Raw genomic sequence first — 18,669 nt, 5'->3', positions numbered from 1 at the left:
CTGTGCACCATTGCGAAAAATAGAAATTCGGTGAAACACAATAAACGCATGTACTTTTTATTTACTGAAAAAAATACCTGCCAAGCACATGCTTGGCAGGTATTAAACTAACATTAGTTTTTAAGACCGTATTTTTTGTTGAAACGATCCACGCGACCATCAGCAGACGCGAATTTTTGACGGCCAGTGTAGAATGGGTGACATTCGTTGCAGAACTCGACAACGATGTTTTCTTTCACTGAACCAGTTTTGAAAGTGTTACCACAAGAGCAAGTTACTGTTGCTTCTTTGTAGTCTGGATGAATTCCTTGTTTCATATTCGTTTTCTCCTCTCGCCCTGAACCATCTGGAACAGAGTATTCTCGAACTGTACCTTACATAGCCCGAATATGTCGGCTACATATGTACACGTTGCATACTTTTGAAGTATAGCATAGTTATTTTGTTTTTTTCAAGCAGAAAATATTGAGAGCTATTAAAATTGTTTGCGTGCCTGGCACTTTCACTAGCTCATTGCATTGTAAAAATCCACTTCATGTTTGGTTCAACACAATAAGCCACAACCTCCTTTTTCGCAAGGTTTATTGTGGCTTGTTTCTGTGTTCTTCCGTTAAATTTTAAGTAGATTTTTACTAAATTTCTATTTAACTCGTTTAATAAAAAGTCAGAATTGTTTGAGTGCCTGGCACTTACAGTAATCCTTTACCTTTAGTGGCCTTTTTCATATCTTCATTAAGCTTTTCGAAAAATTCTTCGTTTGACTTTGTTGTGCGTAGCTTTTTCAAGAAACGCTCGGCAAAATCTGGCGCATCTGAAAATGTTTTTCGAATTGCCCATAGCTTCTCCAGTTGTTCTTGTTCAAGAAGCAACTCTTCCTTACGTGTACCTGATCGACGAATATCAAGCGCAGGGAAAATACGACGCTCTGCTAATTGGCGATCTAGGTGCAATTCTAGGTTTCCTGTCCCTTTAAATTCTTCATAGATTACTTCATCCATACGTGACCCTGTATCTACTAAAGCTGTAGCTAAAATTGTTAAGCTACCACCTTCTTCAATATTACGTGCCGAACCGAAGAATCGTTTTGGTCTATGGAAGGCAGCAGGATCGATACCACCTGAAAGCGTACGACCGCTCGGTGGAATCACTAAGTTATACGCACGGGCAAGGCGCGTAATTGAATCCATTAAAATAATCACGTCACGCTTATGTTCTACTAGACGGCGTGCACGTTCTAGGACGATTTCAGCAACCTTCACATGGTTTTCAGGTACTTCATCGAACGTAGAACTCACGACATCTGCATTAACAGAACGCTCAATATCCGTTACTTCCTCAGGGCGTTCATCAATCAGTAAAACAATTAATTCTGCCTCAGGATGATTGGTTGTTATAGCGTTCGCAATTTCTTTTAGTAACGATGTTTTACCAGCCTTTGGTGGGGCAACAATTAAACCACGTTGACCAAATCCTACTGGGGCTACTAAATCCATAATTCGTGTTGATAGATTGCGTTGTGTCGTTTCCAGTTTGATTTGACGATCAGGATATAATGGCGTTAATGCTGGGAAGTGAACGCGTTCTTTTGCTACTTCAGGATCTTCACCATTTACTGCATCGACCTGTAGTAAGCCATAGTAACGTTCATTTTCTTTAGGTGGACGTACCTTACCAGACACCTTATCCCCATTTCGAAGATCAAAACGACGAATTTGAGAAGCAGAAATATAAATATCTTCTTTACTCGGTGAGTAATTGATTGGACGAAGGAAGCCGAAGCCTTCTTGCGAAACAATTTCAAGTACACCTTCCATAAAGAAATAACCCTCTTGCTCTGAACGCGTTTTCAATATAGCAAAAATTAATTCCTTTTTCGTTAGTTTGCTATAGTACGAAATTTTGTATTGGCGCGCAAGGGCGTAAAGCTCTTTTAACGTCATGTTTTCTAATTGAGCGATTGTCAATGCAGACATATGCACAACTCCAGTCTTTTTCAAAATATAATGCATGTATTGGGGTAAACATAGAAGTTTTAAGTAAAACTATGGGATGGTTAAATGAAGAAGAAGGTACCTAGTGCAAAAAGTAGCACTAGGTATATTTTAGAAGAAAATATTATTAATAGCTAGGTTTTTTATCAAGAGCGTGACGACCTTCTACAAAACGGACAGTACCTGATTTTGCACGCATAACAACTGAGTGTGTTAATGCATAAGCGCCTTTATACTGAACACCTTTTAATAGTTCACAATCTGTCACAGCTGTTGCTGCAAAAATTGCATCGTCACCTTTTACTAAGTCATCTAAGTAAAGAACTTTATCTACATCTACGCCCATTTTTTTACAGCGTTCTAGCTGCTCTTCATCTTCCGGCACTAGTTTTGCCTGGAAGTCTCCGCCTAGGCATTTTAATGCAACAGCTGAAATAACACCCTCTGGTGCACCACCCATGCCAAACATAATGTCGATGCCTGTTTCATCGAATGCCGTGTTAATCGCTGCACCAACATCGCCATCTTGTATAAATTTAATACGTGCTCCCGCTTCGCGAATTTCATCAACGATTGCTTGATGGCGTGGGCGATCTAATATAGTAGCTACTACATCTGAAATATCTTTATTTTTTGCTTTTGCTACTTGTAATAAATTATAAGTAACAGAGGCATTAATATCAACTTTTCCTGCAGCTTCTGGTCCTACTGCAATTTTCTCCATGTACATATCTGGTGCATTTAATAGATTACCCTTATCAGCAATTGCTAATACAGTCATGGCACCATTTGTACCTTTTGCTACAATATTTGTACCTTCTAAAGGATCGACTGCAATATCTACTTGAGGACCGCCATTACGAAGGCCAAGCTCTTCACCGATATAAAGCATTGGCGCTTCGTCCATTTCACCTTCCCCAATTACTACTGTAGCATGCATAGGAATCGTATCGAACATTGAGCGCATTGCTGTCGTTGCTGCATCATCTGCCTCAATCTTCAAACCGCGACCCATCCATTTCCCGGATGCGATTGCTGCTGCCTCTGTTACTCGTACTACTTCCATCGATAAACTGCGTTCCATTGTTGTTTTGCCTCCCGTTATCGGCTTGTAACTTTGTGCCGAAACATTCAAATTACCTTTATTGTAACATAATTGGCTCGAAACTTTTACCTCTCATTATTCCTTTGCTTCCGCAACACTCACCATAATTGTTTCACGTCGAATATCTGCGCCTAAGTCACGTAATTTTTCAATAAGTGAGCTATAGCCACGTTCAATATGATAAATATCGTGAATTTCAGTTTCACCTTCAGCTAACAGGCCTGCTAATACTAGCGCCGCACCTGCACGAAGGTCTGTTGCCGTCACACTTGAGCCATGTAATTTACTTGGACCGGTAATTATCGCGGTATTGCCCTCAACACGTGCGTTGGCATTCATACGACGAAGCTCATCAATATGCTTAAAGCGAGCTGTATAAATCGTATCTGTTATTTTAGAAGAGCCAAGTGCCTGTGTCATTAACACAGAAAGTGGTTGCTGAATATCCGTAGGGAATCCAGGATAGACAATCGTCTTAACATCCACTGCCTGCAGTGTAGATAAATCTGTTTTTGGAACAAAAATACTTTCCTCACCGATGTCAATCTTGACACCCATTTCACGAAGCTTTGCTGTAATAGCCTCTAGATGTAGTGGTATGACATTATCGATCGTAATGCCATCGCCAACGGCTGCTGCCATAATCATAAATGTTGCCGCTTCAATACGGTCAGGAATAATGGTATGCTCCGTCCCGTGCAGCTCTTCAACACCTTCAATACGAATGACACTTGTACCCGCACCTTTAATATTGGCGCCCATATTTGTAAGAAGTGTTGCTACATCTATTATTTCAGGTTCTTTAGCCGCATTTTCAATAACTGTTCGACCCTTTGCACGGACCGCAGCAAGCATTATGTTGATTGTTGCGCCAACACTTGCGACATCTAAATAAATTTTGGCACCGATTAATTCTTCAGCACGTAAATATATTGCACCGTGCTCATTGGTAATTTTTGCACCAAGAGCTTCAAACCCTTTAATGTGCTGATCAATTGGACGCGGTCCCAAGAAACAACCGCCCGGCAAACCAATGACAGCCTTTTTAAAACGACCAAGCATTGCGCCCATTAAATAATAAGAGGCACGAAGCTTTTTGACATTACCATTTGGCAACGGTAGTGCAAGCATATCGGTTGGATCAATAATCATTTTGCCGTTCTCAAATTGCACTTCTCCACCGATTTCTTCTAACAAGGCTTTTAACGTCCAAGCATCTGAAATTTCTGGAATCCCTCCAATTGTCACTGGAGAGTTCGCCAAAATTGATGCTGGAATTAAGGCGACCGCACTATTTTTTGCACCACTAACTTTAATTGTACCCTTTAGACGATTTTCGCCTGTAATTTTATAAACATCCATTTCGCGTTCTCCCTCATGATTGGAAAGTAATTTTTGCATTTGACTCACTTTATAATCTTATTATTCACCTTTTCGCTTATTCCAATCCGCTAAAAATCCTTCAATTCCTTTTTCCGTTAATGGATGGTGGAAAAGTTGCTTTAACACTTTAAAAGGAGTTGTTGAAATATGAGCACCTGCAAGAGCTGCAGCCGTTACGTGTTGAGGGTGACGGATAGATGCCGCAATAATTTGCGTTTCAATATTGTGGATTGTGAAAATATCTGAAATGGTTTCAATAAGCTCTACACCATTTTGACCAATATCATCTAAGCGGCCGATAAATGGTGATACATATGTAGCACCTGCACGCGCAGCCATTAATGCTTGGTTTGCACTGAAAATGAGTGTGACGTTTGTTTTAATACCTTTGTTTGCAAAGAAACGACATGCTTCTAAACCAGCTGGTGTCATCGGTAGTTTGACAGTGATGTTAGGTGCAATGGCAGCTAATTCTAAACCTTCTTTAATCATTCCTTCAGCATCTAATGCAATGACTTCTCCACTTACTGAGCCATCAACTAGCTCTGCAATTTCACGTAGACGATCATGGAAAGAAACGTTTTCCTCTTTTGCTACTAATGATGGGTTTGTCGTAACACCCGATAAAATGCCCCATGCATGTGCTTCTTTAATTTCATCAAAGTTTGCTGTATCAATAAAAAATTTCATTATATTTCCTCCTAAACCCTATTTATTTATATTTTTAATTTTTTTCAAAAAAGTTGTTATTTCAAAAACAAGAGAAGGTCGATTGCGAGCATCAACACTTCTCTTATTATGTGTATTCATCTTTGCTTTTGTACCATATTAAGAAGCTAAATTATGCTTTTTGTGCACTACCAAATTCACGAATTTTACCGATAACTGTAGTTTTAATCGCTTCACGTGCTGGTGCTAGGAATTTACGAGGATCGTAAACATCTTTATCCTTATCAAGGATTTCACGAATCACTTTTGTAGCAGCGATTTGATTTTCAGTATTCACGTTAATTTTAGCCGTACCTAATGAAATTGAGCGTTGAATATCTTTTGTTGGAATGCCTGTACCACCGTGTAGAACTAGTGGAAGGTCTGCTAAGTTTGAGATTTCTTCCATTTCTTTAAAGCCTAAGTTTGGTTCGCCTTTGTAAGGACCATGTACAGAACCAAGAGCTGGAGCTAAGCAATCAATATCTGTTAATTCAACCATTTTACGGCATTCTTCTGGATCAGCGTACATAATACCACCAATTACGCCATCCTCGTCACCGCCAACTGTACCAAGCTCAGCTTCTACAGAAACACCTTTCGCATGTGCATATTCAACTACTTGTGAAGTAATTGCGATATTCTCTTCGAAAGGATGGTGTGAAGCATCAATCATAACAGAAGTAAATCCTGCATCAATTGCTTCTTTACACTTTTCAAAGCTTGAACCATGGTCAAGATGAATGGCAACTGGAACTGTTATTCCGTAAGACTCGATTAAACCTTTTACCATGTGTACGACTGAGATAAAACCGCCCATATATTTACCTGCGCCTTCAGATACGCCAAGGATAACAGGTGATTTCTCTTCTTCTGCTGCTTGTAAAATTGCTTGTGTCCATTCAAGGTTGTTGATGTTGAATTGACCAACTGCATAACCTTCTGCTTTTGCTTTAATTAACATCTCTTTCATAGATACCAATGCCATACTAAAAATCCTCCTTTTAGGACTATTCTTTATACATAAATGTGCTATTCAATCATAGCAAAAATATAAGCACCTGAAAAGAAATTTCAGGTGCTTATATTTTAGCACCAAAAGCGCAGTGCAACGTAGCGACAGGTGCCTTTTTTTCTTAAGCCCCTGAAAAGAAATTACAGGGGCTTATATTTTAGCACCGAAAGCGTAGTGTAACGGAGCGACAGGTGCCTTTTTTCTTAAGTCCCTGAAAAGAAATTTCAGGGGCTTATATTTTAGCACCGAAAGCGTAGTGCTAACGCAGCAACAGGTGCTCCTACCGTTGATGTCCGCTACGGCGGTGCTTTCCGCGGGCACACACGTAAGCCGCAACCCTCGCTACGCGCGGTTTGTTGCGTCTTACGTTCTGTGCGTTCCCGCAGGAGTCACCGCCTTCGCTACTATCAATTTGTGCTATCTGCAAAAAAATTTCTATTGCTAGAGAAATTCTAAATTAAAGTTCTAAAGTTATTGTCCGAGCATCGTATATTTTTGCACCGATAACACAGTGCAACGTAGCGACAGGGGCTCCTACCGTTGATGTCCGCTACAGCGGTGCTTTCCGCTCAGCACTGTAAGTCGCAATCCTAGCTACGCGCGGTTTGTTGCGTCTTACGTTCTGTGCGTTCCCGCAGGAGTCACCGCCTTCGCTACCATCAATTTGTGCTATCTGCAAAAAAATTTCTATTGCTAAAGAAATTCTAAATTAAAGTTTTAAAGTTATTGTCCGAGCATCGTATATTTTTGCACCGATAACGCAGTGCAACGTAGCGACAGGGGCTCCTACCGTTAATGTCCGCTACGGCGGTGCTTTCCGCTCAGCACAGTAAGCCGCAACCCTCGCTACGCGCGGTTTGTTGCGTCTTACGTTTTGTGCGTTCCCGCAGGAGTCACCGCCTTCGCTACCATCAATTTGTGCTATCTACTAAATTTTTTCTATTGCAATCAGAATAAATCTAAATTATAAATTCCAAAGTAAAGTCCATTACAAAGCAGTTAAGTAGTATTATTTATTTTCAAGGAATCACACCTATGTATAAAAAACAGGCGGTGTTTACCACTGCCTGCTATGCTATGTTTTTAATGTTTTATTTACTGCATCACGCACTTCAAAAATATCAAACGGCTTCGTAAAGTAACGAATTGCCCCTAAATCTAAAGCCTCCTGCACAACATCCAATTCACCGTAAGCGGTCATCATAAAGACAGGTAGTTGGGGCCATTTTTCTTTTAACCGTTTTAATATTTCTATGCCATCCATGCCTGGGATTTTCATGTCTAGCAAGACACAATCTATCGACTCTTCCTCTGCATAACGTAGTGCCTCAGCGCCATTCGCCGCTAAATATGTAATGTAACCTTCTTTTTTCAATACTTCATTTAAAAGCAAACGAATTCCCTGCTGATCATCAACAATTAGTAATCGTTTCACATTGCATTCCGCCCTTTTTGAATTATTATTCTTGCACAAAGAGATCTATATTATGTATTATTCTCCTTTTACAGCTTAATACCTTCTAGTATTATAAATTATCTACTTTTGCTTTATGCTTCACACATACATATAATATTGAATGAGGTGGAATCATGTCTAAAATTCTAACAACACAACTGAGCGGATTATTACAAAGAATAACACAAAGCGAAGAAGAATCAATTGAAGAAACTGCACGATTACTTGCACAAGCCGCTATTGGCGAAGGAAATGTCTATTTTGCTTGCTTTGGTGAAATGCAAGTTGTGGAATTAAATGCACTTCAAGGTGTTGAGCGTTTTGCTAAGCTCCTTCCATGGACTGCAGATACAGTCGTTAGTGAAGCGGATCGTATTTGTATTTTTACACGTAGTGCATATGATCCAGAAGCATTGGCATTAGCACAAAAGTTAAATGAACAGTTTATTCCTTTTGCCGCAGTAGCTAGTGAAGTGGCCAATGCAGAAAATCCGTTAGCTGACTTAGCGTATACCTATATTTCTACTCGTATGCGCGGAGGCTTGTTACCTAATGATTTAGGTGAGCGTATTGTTGTACCACATGCCATTGCAGCGCTGTTTATTTATGAAGCCGTAAAAATTGCTTTTGATGAAATGCTCGGACTCGATGATGAGGAGCTATAAAGATTTTAAAAAATTAAATTGCTAGAAACAAAAGGATGTCTCGAAAGTTTACGAGGCATCCTTTTTATCAATTCGTTATTTTCTGTATGCAAGGAATATATACCACTTCGCGGAATTCTACCCTTCTTTCGCGGAATAATGGCTTCCTTTCGCGGAATTCTACCCTTCTTCCGCGGAATAATGGCTCGCTTTCGCGGAATTCTACCCTTCTTCCGCGGAATAATGGCTTCCTTTCGCGGAATTCTACCCTTCTTCCGCGGAATAACGGTTTCCTTTCGCGGAATTCCACCCTTCTTCCGTGGAATAAAGACTCGCTTTCGCGGAATTCTACCCTTCTTCCGCGGAATAATGGCTTCCTTTCGCGGAATTCTACCCTTCTTTCGCGGAATTCTACCCTTCTTCCGCGGAATAACGGCTTCCTTTCGCGGAATTCTACCCTTCTTTCGCAGAATAACGGCTTCCTTTCGCGGAATTCTACCCTTCTTCCGCGGAATAATGGCTTCCTTTCGCGGAATTCTACCCTTCTTCCGCGGAATAATGGCTTCCTTTCGCGGAATTCTACCCTTCTTCCGCGGAATAACGGCTTCCTTTCGCGGAATTCCACTCTTCTTCCGCGGAATTAGGGTTTTTTTACTATATAAAAAGGATGTCTCGTTTCTACGAGACATCCTTTTTGTTTTATTTAAATGTTGCGCCGATGAAATCACGGAATAATGGTTGTGGACGGTTTGGACGTGACACGAATTCTGGGTGGAATTGGCAAGCTACGAAGAAGTTGTTTTCTGGTAGTTCGATAATTTCCACTAATTTTCCGTCTGGGCTTGTACCTGAGAATACAAGACCTGCCGCTTCCATTGCTTCACGGTATTCGTTATTAAACTCATAACGATGACGGTGACGTTCGTACACAAGCTCTTGGCCGTATGCATCTTTTGCTTTTGAACCTTCTTTTAACTTACATGGGTATAAGCCTAAACGTAATGTACCCCCGATGTCTACGCTATCGTTTTGATCTGGTAGGAAATCAATAATTGGGTATTGTGTTTCTGCATCAAGCTCTGTAGAATGTGCGCCATTTAAGCCAAGTACGTTACGAGCAAATTCAATTGTTGCTAGTTGCATACCTAAGCAAATACCTAAAAACGGTACGTTATTTTCACGCGCATATTGCGTTGCTAAAATTTTACCTTCTACGCCACGATCACCGAAGCCACCTGGTACTAAAATAGCATCTGCACCTTTTAATAACGATACAACATTATCAGCATCTACATGTTCTGCGTTAATCCAATCAATGTCGATATCAGAGTTAAATGCATAACCTGCATGTTTTAATGCTTCTACAACTGAAATGTAAGCATCTTGTAGTTCAACATACTTACCAACTAATGCTACTCTACGTTTATTTGGAAGGCTCTTCACTTTTGCAACAAGCTCGCGCCATTCTTCCATATCGGCCTCTGGTGCTTCGATACCGAAATGATCAAGCACGATATCATCAAAGTCTTGTGCATGAAGATTTAATGGTACTTCATATAAATGTTCTGCATCACGAGATTCAATAATTTCATGAGGTTGAACGTCACAGAATAATGCTAGTTTTTCCTTCATTTCTTGTGGCACTTCTTGTTCTGTACGCACAACGATAATATTTGGCTGAATGCCTAAAGAACGTAATTCTTTTACAGAGTGTTGTGTTGGTTTTGTTTTTAACTCACCAGCAGCTTTAATGTAAGGAATCAGTGTACAGTGAACATACATAACATTGTTATGGCCTAAATTCGTTTTCATTTGACGAATTGCTTCTAGGAATGGAAGTGACTCGATATCGCCTACAGTTCCCCCAACCTCTGTAATAACAACGTCTGCGTTTGTTTCGCGTCCTGCACGTTGGATGCGTTCTTTAATTTCATTCGTAATATGAGGAATTACTTGAACTGTTCCACCGTTGTAGTCACCACGACGTTCTTTTTGTAATACAGATTGATAAACGCGACCAGATGTCACAGTTGAATGTTTACCTAGGTTAATGTCGATAAAACGCTCATAGTGTCCTAAGTCTAAGTCAGCCTCAGCGCCATCGTCTGTTACGAATACCTCACCATGTTGATAAGGACTCATTGTACCTGGGTCAATATTGATATACGGGTCAAATTTTTGAATCGTTACTTCTAACCCACGGTTTTTTAATAAACGTCCTAGAGATGCTGCGACAATCCCTTTTCCAAGTGATGATACAACCCCACCTGTTACAAAAATATACTTTGTCATGAAAAATTCCTCCTTATGTTGTTGCAAATGTTGATAGTAAAAAAAAGTATATTGCGTCCATTCATTCTGTGCTTACGCTTAACGATTCGCCTAATTGCAGGAGGGAAATGTGAAGTAGTAATACAAATGGATGGACTAAATAAGAAACAGGGACACTTTCCGATCCCTAAAATAAGAAAAGCCGAGAATGGCTACATAAAATGGAGCCGATTCGAAGCTGTAATCGTTTCTATCTCTTTTTTTACTTTTCTAATTGTTCTTCATCGTGAGGTACTCCATATAAAACCTACACGCGAAGCTTTTAACATATACTCAGTCACCGATTAATGAAGAGTTGGCATTTATGTGCCTATCATTATGTTTAGCATGGGAGAGCTTGACTGATAATTGATCATTTTGCCTTGGTGGAATGCGTTCAGAAATTGTTGAGCCTGGTTGAAAACTCCATATAAAATCTGTGCTGTCCACTAGGGCATTTAACTTGATTGTGCCACAAGTTAAAAACAAAAAAACGCCCCTCCTGCATAGGTTTGCAGGGGGAGCGTATTATATACACGGTCTTTCTCCTTTTTTTTAAGGAGCCCAAGTAAAAGATTAAACGGAACCGTGAAAGAAGTCAAGAATTTTTACTACAAGTACTAAAATAAGAAAATGGAAATTGTCCTTGTATTACAATTCTTCCTCTTCTTCTTCTTCAAACTCTTCGTCGTCTTCGATGAAATCTTCATCAATTTCATCCTCGATATCTTCTATCTCATCTTCGTCAAAGTCGATATCTTCTTTATCTTCTTCAACATCTTCTTCAACAAATTCTTCATAATCTTCGTCGAAGTCAATATCTTCTTCTTCTAAATCTTCTTCTAAATCATCTTCATCATCAAGAGTAGACTTAGATTTCTTCTTATGAGTTTTCACAGAAGGAGCTGTTTCTTCTTCGATTTGCTCAACTTTAAACCATTCACGTAAGCCCCAACCAGATTCTTGATTGAATAAGAAACGTCCATCAATGTTCATGTCTGTGTAAAATTGTAGTAGGCGTGATTTGATTTCTTCATCACTGTAGCCTACTAGCTCTTTAATAATTGTAAGCAGGTCATTAAATGACACTGAAGCACGTTTTTCTGTTAAAATTGCATAAGCTAAGTTAATTAACGATTCTTCCGCTAATTGTTCCTTTGTCATTTCACGAAAATTCAATTCGTGCACTTCCTTCCTCTCATCACAATGGACGTTTTAAAATTAAATAGTGCTTTATTTTCGGAGCGCAGCTAAAAAAGACCGCACAAAAGTAACTTTCCATACCATAAGCATAATACCCATTATATACAATGTTTTAGTCTCTTTGCTAGCTTCAATTACTGTTTTTTATATTACACATTTTTTTTATCCCTAGAAAAAACAAATATATCGATAATAAAAGTAAAGGAATAGCGCCAATTTGCTTATTATACAGGAAAAAGACTCCCAATACTAAAGCTAAAACAATAATGTAGTGAATTATCGATTTCATCCTCTACTGCGCCCCCTCTTTTTGACATTTCTATTATAACGAAAATGAAAAGAAGTGCCTAATCGTATGACTAGACACTTTAAAATACAGCAGCATTTCACATCAACTAGCAGAAAGGTTCCACAAAATAGAAAAATAGTTATCTATTTATTTTACATATTGCGACGGAACTGTCCACCGACCTCATATAAAGCCTTTGTAATTTGTCCTAGACTCGCTACTTTTACAGTTTCCATTAACTCTTCAAAAATATTACCATTGTTGACCGCTACATGTTGTAAGCGGGCAATTGCTGCTTCTGTTTCGCCTTTATGCTGTTGCCAGAACAATTGCAAATTGCGAATTTGCGTCTCTTTTTCTTCAGACGATGCACGTGCAATTTCCATATTGTCGATAGCATCATCTGTTGGCGGATTCGGATTTAAATAGGTGTTCACACCAATAATCGGTAATTCACCTGAATGCTTTAACATTTCATAGTGCATCGATTCTTCTTGAATTTTACCGCGTTGATATTGTGTTTCCATCGCACCGAGTACACCACCACGGTCATTAATACGGTCAAACTCTTCTAGTACAGCTTCCTCCACTAAATCCGTTAACTCCTCGACGATAAAGGCTCCTTGTAACGGATTTTCATTTTTCGCTAAACCATGCTCTTTCGTAATAATCATTTGAATGGCCATTGCTCGGCGTACAGATTCCTCTGTTGGCGTAGTAATTGCTTCATCATATGCATTTGTATGCAATGAATTACAATTATCCTGTAATGCCATTAGTGCCTGTAATGTTGTTCGAATATCATTAAAGTCAATTTCTTGTGCATGCAAGCTACGTCCTGAAGTTTGGATATGATATTTAAGCTTTTGTGCGCGTTCATTTGCACCATATTTATCGCGCATCACAACCGCCCAAATACGCCGTGCAACACGTCCTATCACTGTATATTCAGGATCTAAGCCATTCGAGAAGAAGAATGAAAGATTTGGTGCGAAATCGTCAATATTCATACCTCGGCTTAAGTAGTACTCCACATACGTAAAGCCGTTTGCGAGTGTAAATGCTAGCTGTGAAATTGGATTCGCTCCAGCTTCTGCAATATGATAGCCCGAAATAGAGACAGAATAGTAGTTGCGCACTTTTTTATCAATAAAGTATTGCTGAATATCGCCCATCATTCTTAATGCAAATTCCGTTGAGAAAATGCATGTATTTTGCCCTTGGTCTTCTTTTAAAATATCAGCTTGCACAGTACCACGCACAACTTGTAATGTTTTTGCGCGCGTTTCTGTAAATTCTTCAACTGTCAAAGGTCGACCAAGCTCTGTTTCACGCAGCTTCACTTGCTGATCAATCGCCGTATTCATAAACATCGCCAAAATTATTGGCGCAGGCCCATTAATAGTCATGGAAACAGATGTCGAAGGTGCACATAGGTCAAAGCCTGCATAAAGCTTCTTCATATCTTCAAGCGTACAAATCGAGACGCCTGATTCGCCAACTTTACCGTAAATATCCGGACGATAATCTGGGTCCTCTCCGTAAAGCGTTACCGAGTCAAACGCCGTTGATAAACGTTTGGCATCATCATCTTTCGATAAATAGTGGAAACGTTTATTTGTGCGCTCTGGCGTACCCTCGCCAGCAAATTGTCGTTTTGGATCTTCCCCTTCACGCTTGAACTGGAATACACCTGCAGTATACGGGAATTCACCCGGTACATTTTCACGATAAACCCAACGTAAAATTTCTCCATAGTCTACAAACTTCGGCAGCACAACTTTCGGTATTTTTGTTCCAGAAAGACTTGTCGTTGTTAAAATTGTGCGAATTTCCTTATCACGGACCTTCGTGACAAATTCCTCACCAGCATATGCCTCTTTTAAAGCTTGCCAATTATCTAAAATACGCTTAGACTCTGCAGTTAATTCATCACGGACACCTTCCGCTAAAGAAGTAAGTGATGCGACAAGGACATCATCTGGTGCCTTTTCCTGCACCGCGGCGATGGCCCCTTCTAATTGGAATAGACGGCGGGCAAATGCCACTTGCTGCTCTGTTTTTTTATGATAGCCACGCACTGTATCTGTAATTTCTCGTAAATAATAGCGGCGGTCATTCGGGATAATGACATCCTGTTTTTGCGTTTTAGCAAATTGCTCATAGCCTGTTTCCCAATCGCTACCTGTTTTTTTATTAATAAGATGAACTAATGCGGCAAATAAGGCATTCGTTCCTTTATCATTAAATTGACTGGCAATCGTACCGTAAACAGGCATATTATCGATTGGTTCATCCCATAGTTCACGTGAACGTTGGAATTGCTTTTGCACTTGGCGCAGCGCATCTTCTGAACCTTTGCGTTCAAATTTATTGATCGCAATAACATCTGCAAAATCAATCATATCGATTTTCTCAAGCTGTGTTGGTGCACCAAACTCGCTCGTCATTACATACATGGAAAGATCCGTGTAGTTTGTAATTTCTGCATCACCTTGACCAATTCCGCTCGTTTCCACGATGATTAAATCATAGCCCGCTACACGTACGACATCTAATACATCGCCGATAGAAGAAGAAAGCTCTGTACGAGAACCGCGCGTCGCCAAACTTCGCATATAAACACGATTATTGAAAATAGCATTCATCCGAATTCGATCCCCAAGTAAAGCGCCACCCGTTTTTTGCTTTGTTGGATCGACTGATAAAATCGCCACACGTTTTTCCGGAAATTCTTTTAAGAAACGACGAATGAGTTCATCTGTTAAAGAAGATTTACCGGCACCACCCGTACCTGTAATACCTAAAATCGGCGTTCCTTTTGAGCGTTTACGTGCTTCTTCTAACATTTTTTTCGTTGCTTCATCGTTATTCGATTCCGCTGCCGTAATTAAGTTCGCTAAAAGTTCTGGTGTGTCAGTCGTTAACGCATCGAGCTTTTCTAAATAATCACCCGTTGCAGTCGGAAAATCCGTACCTTTAATTTGCTCATTAATCATTCCTTGCAGCCCTAGAACACGGCCATCTTCAGGTGAGAAAATACCCGCAATGCCGTAAGCGTGTAATTCCTTAATTTCGCGTGGCAATATAACACCACCGCCACCGCCGTATATTTTAATGTGCGGTGCCCCTTTTTCGCGCAGTAAATCATACATATATTTAAAGTATTCCATATGGCCACCTTGATAAGAAGATACAGCAATACCTTGGGCATCTTCTTGAATCGCAGCATTCACGACTTCTTCAACTGAGCGATTATGGCCAAGATGAATTACTTCCACACCGCTCGATTGCAAAATACGTCGCATAATATTGACCGAAGCATCATGTCCATCAAAAAGACTAGATGCTGTTACAAAACGTACGTGATTTTTTGGACGATACACTTCTACCTTTGACATATGAAACCCCTACTTTCTCCCCTTAGTAAATCTTTTCATCGATGTTTAGATTGAATTGACACAACATACTAAATGATGAAAAAAAGTCGGTAATTGCAATGTCGCACTATGCAATTACCGACGAACCCCTTTGGAACTTATTAAAACCCCTTAATGCCTGAAATGAACAATGTCGTTTGCATGTCAATATACTCATCGAGCGTATGTTGACGATGCAGCGCCCATTTACGGAACGCCCAGCTTTGTCCTTGAACAACTAAATTATTCGCTGCCATATGAATTTGCTGATCAGTCATCGTTAGCTCTCCTGACTGTACACAGCGTTGCAACAGTCTTTCAAAAGTGGCAACCATTTCAAATTCTTTCGCAAAAACATAGCGTTGTGCTTCTTTAGATAATGATTTCGTTTCCTGATACATAATTGTTAATTCATCAACCATGCTATCAATTTGTAAAAAATACTCCCGAATCATTTCTTTTAATTCTTCTATTGTACCTGCTTTTATCTCATAGCTTGATAGGCGCTCCATCGCATGGTGGTAGATGCTATCACAAACGAGGTATAGTACGTCTTCTTTTGTACGAATATATTCATATAATGTTCCAATACTAAAACCTGCTGCTTTGGCAATCTCTCTTGTCGTAGCGCGATGGAAACCTTTTTCTTTAAATAGTTTTATAGCACCTTGAATCATTTGTTCTCGGCGGATGGCAATGAGATTTTCGTCTTTCACGGTTGACTGGACTTGGGGCTTTTTATTTTTTTCTGCCATAAATTATTTCGTCAACATACGCGAGATAACAAGACGTTGAATCTCTTGTGTACCTTCGTAAATTTGCGTAATTTTTGCATCACGCATATAGCGTTCGACTGGATAATCTTTCGTGTAACCATAACCACCAAAGACTTGCACCGCTTCCGTTGTGACGCTCATTGCTGTGTCACCAGCCATTAACTTAGCCATTGCCGATGCCTTCCCATAAGGAAGGTTGTTTGTCTCTAACCAAGCCGCTTGGTATGTAAGCAGACGAGATGCTTCAATTTGTGTTGCCATATCCGCTAATTTAAAAGATACTCCTTGGTTAGCTGTAATTGGCTTGCCGAATTGTACACGCTCTTTTGCATAGTCAACCGCCGCATCTAATGCCCCTTGCGCAATTCCCACTGCTTGTGCTGCAATACCATTACGCCCACCATCAAGTGTCGTCATCGCAATTTTAAAACCTTCTCCTTCAGCCCCAAGAAGGTTTTCTTTTGGTACACGGCAGTTTTCGAAAATGATTTCGGTAGTTGGTGACGAACGAATCCCTAGTTTTTTCTCTTTTTTCCCAACCGAGAAGCCTTCAAAGCCCGCTTCAACGATAAAAGCAGAAGTACCGTTTTTCGCTTCTGGATCTGTTACGGCAAATACGATATACGTATCTGCTACACCACCATTTGTAATAAAGATCTTAGAACCGTTTAAAATATAATCATCGCCATCACGTTTCGCATACGTTTTCATACCGCCAGCATCCGAACCAGAACCTGGCTCCGTTAAGCCATAAGCACCGATATGTTTGCCTTCTGCCATTGGTCGAAGATATTTTTGTTTTTGTTCTTCATTGCCATATTTATATAGCGGCCAACCTGCAAGAGACGTGTGAGCTGATAATGTTACCCCTGTAGAAGCGCAGACACGTGATAATTCTTCAACAGCAATGACGTAGGCAAGATAGTCAAAACCTGCACCACCGTATTCTTCCGGCCAAGGAATCCCCGTTAAACCTAACTCAGCCATTTTGTCGAAAATCGCGCGGTCAAATTCTTCATTTTCATCGCGTTCCGCTGCTGTTGGTGCTACCTCGTTCAATGCAAAGTCGCGAATCATTTCACGTAATTGTTCATGTTCCTCTGATAATTGAAAGTTCATTGTTCATTTCCCCTTTAATATTAATGAATTTCTTGTAGCTTTCATTAGATTCCATATACATTGCTTATGCATTAAACTATGATGTTGGCACTCTACTAAATGGATTCAAAATAAATGTTTACTAATAACAAGTTTTTGAATTTCACTTGTACCTTCATAAATTTCAGTCACTTTGGCATCACGGAAATAACGTTCTACTGGATAATCTTCCGTGTAGCCGTAGCCACCAAAAATTTGCACCGCTTCAATCGCGGTTTGTACGGCTGTGCGTGATGCAAAGAGCTTCGCCATTGACGCTTCTGCTCCACACGGTAAGCCTTTCGCACGCAAGTCCGCTGCACGATATACAAGGAGTTTTGCCGCTTCCACAGCCGTTGCCATATCAGCAAGCTTAAAGCCTACTCCTTGTTGTGTTGCAATCGGTTTACCAAATTGCACACGCTCTTTCGCATAGCCTGTTGCCGCTTCAAGTGCCGCTTCAGCGATGCCTAAAGCTTGCGCCGCTATGCCTATGCGTCCAACATCCAAATTAGCCATTGCTATTTTGAAGCCTTCCCCTTCCTCCCCAAGAAGGTTGCCAGCTGGTATGCGACAGTTATCAAATGTTAATTGGACTGTACGTGAACCATGTAAGCCCATTTTCTGTTCATCTTTACCTATAATTAAGCCAGGCGTGCCCTTTTCAACAATAAATGCTGAGATGCCACGTGTTTTTTCAGCTTGATTTGTTGAGGCAAAAACGATGTAAACATCCGCTTCGCCTCCGTTTGTAATAAATACTTTTGAGCCGTTAATAACATAGTGATCGCCTTCTCGTACCGCCTTGGATTGCAGAGAGCCTGCATCTGACCCTGCACTTGGTTCTGTTAAACAAAATGCGCCTAAATATTCACCAGCTGCTAACTTCGGAACATAACGCTTTTTTTGCTCCTCATTACCAAAGTAAATAATCGGATTCGTCCCTACTGAAGTATGCACGGATAAAATAACACCCATTACGGCACTAACTTTTGATAATTCATTAATGGCGATAATGTACGATGTAAAGTCCATCGCAGAACCACCTAGTTCTTCTGGCGTTGTGATGCCCATTAAGCCTAGTTCACCCATTTGTTTCAGAAGTTCGCGCGGAAACTCTCCTGCTTCCATACGCTCTACCCACGGTGCAATCTTCTCCTGGGAGAAACTGCGCACCATATCACGCATCATTAACTGCTCATCTGTAAATTGTAAATGCATCTATAATGTCAC

Annotated in this window: 15 protein-coding genes; 1 reads left to right on the top strand and 14 read right to left on the bottom strand. The window is 40.3% G+C overall.

The features are described 5' to 3' along the window. Positions 1 to 113: 113 nt before the first annotated feature. The 7 genes from rpmE to ACKVEV_RS19620 form a co-directional block, all read right to left on the bottom strand. Complete coding sequence (gene rpmE / locus ACKVEV_RS19650; RefSeq protein WP_004269457.1) at positions 114 to 317, bottom strand: 50S ribosomal protein L31; 204 nt, start codon at positions 315 to 317, stop codon at positions 114 to 116. 372 nt (positions 318 to 689) lie between these two features. Beyond that, on the bottom strand, positions 690 to 1,973 hold the full coding sequence (rho, locus tag ACKVEV_RS19645) for a transcription termination factor Rho (RefSeq protein WP_402926620.1): 1,284 nt from the start codon (positions 1,971 to 1,973) through the stop codon (positions 690 to 692). Positions 1,974 to 2,118: 145 nt separating this feature from the next. Continuing rightward, entirely contained in the window at positions 2,119 to 3,075 is a 957-nt protein-coding gene (gene glpX / locus ACKVEV_RS19640) for a class II fructose-bisphosphatase (RefSeq protein ID WP_409367888.1), read from the bottom strand. A gap of 96 nt (positions 3,076 to 3,171) precedes the next feature. Next, a complete protein-coding gene (locus ACKVEV_RS19635) occupies positions 3,172 to 4,458 on the bottom strand; it encodes a UDP-N-acetylglucosamine 1-carboxyvinyltransferase (RefSeq protein WP_409367886.1) in 1,287 nt (428 codons plus the stop codon). Between the two features lie 60 nt (positions 4,459 to 4,518). Next, positions 4,519 to 5,169: a fructose-6-phosphate aldolase gene (gene fsa, locus ACKVEV_RS19630; RefSeq protein ID WP_024362882.1), complete on the bottom strand. Its 651-nt coding sequence runs from the start codon at positions 5,167 to 5,169 to the stop codon at positions 4,519 to 4,521. A gap of 151 nt (positions 5,170 to 5,320) precedes the next feature. Continuing rightward, on the bottom strand, positions 5,321 to 6,175 hold the full coding sequence (locus tag ACKVEV_RS19625) for a class II fructose-bisphosphate aldolase (protein ID WP_409367885.1): 855 nt from the start codon (positions 6,173 to 6,175) through the stop codon (positions 5,321 to 5,323). A gap of 1,102 nt (positions 6,176 to 7,277) precedes the next feature. After that, positions 7,278 to 7,637, bottom strand: a complete 360-nt coding sequence (locus ACKVEV_RS19620; RefSeq protein ID WP_409367884.1) for a response regulator — start codon at positions 7,635 to 7,637, stop codon at positions 7,278 to 7,280. 155 nt (positions 7,638 to 7,792) lie between these two features. Here ACKVEV_RS19620 and ACKVEV_RS19615 point away from each other — a divergent pair, with 155 nt between their 5' ends. Further along, positions 7,793 to 8,323 carry a DUF2529 family protein gene (locus ACKVEV_RS19615; protein WP_409367883.1) on the top strand — a complete coding sequence of 177 codons (531 nt, stop codon included), beginning with the start codon at positions 7,793 to 7,795 and terminating at the stop codon, positions 8,321 to 8,323. Positions 8,324 to 8,390: 67 nt separating this feature from the next. Here ACKVEV_RS19615 and ACKVEV_RS19610 read toward each other — a convergent pair whose 3' ends face one another. The 7 genes from ACKVEV_RS19610 to ACKVEV_RS19580 all read right to left on the bottom strand — a co-directional run bounded on the left by ACKVEV_RS19610 (position 8,391) and on the right by ACKVEV_RS19580 (position 18,657). Beyond that, complete coding sequence (locus ACKVEV_RS19610) at positions 8,391 to 8,927, bottom strand: hypothetical protein (RefSeq protein WP_409367882.1); 537 nt, start codon at positions 8,925 to 8,927, stop codon at positions 8,391 to 8,393. 74 nt (positions 8,928 to 9,001) lie between these two features. Then, on the bottom strand, positions 9,002 to 10,594 hold the full coding sequence (locus ACKVEV_RS19605; protein WP_409367881.1) for a CTP synthase: 1,593 nt from the start codon (positions 10,592 to 10,594) through the stop codon (positions 9,002 to 9,004). Between the two features lie 669 nt (positions 10,595 to 11,263). Further along, positions 11,264 to 11,791 carry a DNA-directed RNA polymerase subunit delta gene (gene rpoE / locus ACKVEV_RS19600; protein WP_409367880.1) on the bottom strand — a complete coding sequence of 176 codons (528 nt, stop codon included), beginning with the start codon at positions 11,789 to 11,791 and terminating at the stop codon, positions 11,264 to 11,266. Between the two features lie 465 nt (positions 11,792 to 12,256). Then, the gene (gene icmF, locus ACKVEV_RS19595; protein WP_409367879.1) at positions 12,257 to 15,505 is read right to left on the bottom strand and encodes a fused isobutyryl-CoA mutase/GTPase IcmF; all 3,249 of its coding nucleotides are present in this window, start codon (positions 15,503 to 15,505) and stop codon (positions 12,257 to 12,259) included. Between the two features lie 140 nt (positions 15,506 to 15,645). Continuing rightward, positions 15,646 to 16,278 carry a TetR/AcrR family transcriptional regulator gene (locus ACKVEV_RS19590; protein WP_409367878.1) on the bottom strand — a complete coding sequence of 211 codons (633 nt, stop codon included), beginning with the start codon at positions 16,276 to 16,278 and terminating at the stop codon, positions 15,646 to 15,648. A 3-nt stretch (positions 16,279 to 16,281) separates the two neighbouring features. After that, a complete protein-coding gene (locus tag ACKVEV_RS19585) occupies positions 16,282 to 17,418 on the bottom strand; it encodes an acyl-CoA dehydrogenase (protein ID WP_409367877.1) in 1,137 nt (378 codons plus the stop codon). A gap of 105 nt (positions 17,419 to 17,523) precedes the next feature. Further along, complete coding sequence (locus ACKVEV_RS19580) at positions 17,524 to 18,657, bottom strand: acyl-CoA dehydrogenase (RefSeq protein ID WP_409367876.1); 1,134 nt, start codon at positions 18,655 to 18,657, stop codon at positions 17,524 to 17,526. Positions 18,658 to 18,669: the final 12 nt, after the last annotated feature.

The sequence above is a fragment of the Lysinibacillus sp. 38-6 genome (genome assembly GCF_046245175.1).
GTDB lineage: Bacteria > Bacillota > Bacilli > Bacillales_A > Planococcaceae > Lysinibacillus.
This window is presented reverse-complemented; position numbering and strand designations above follow the sequence as displayed.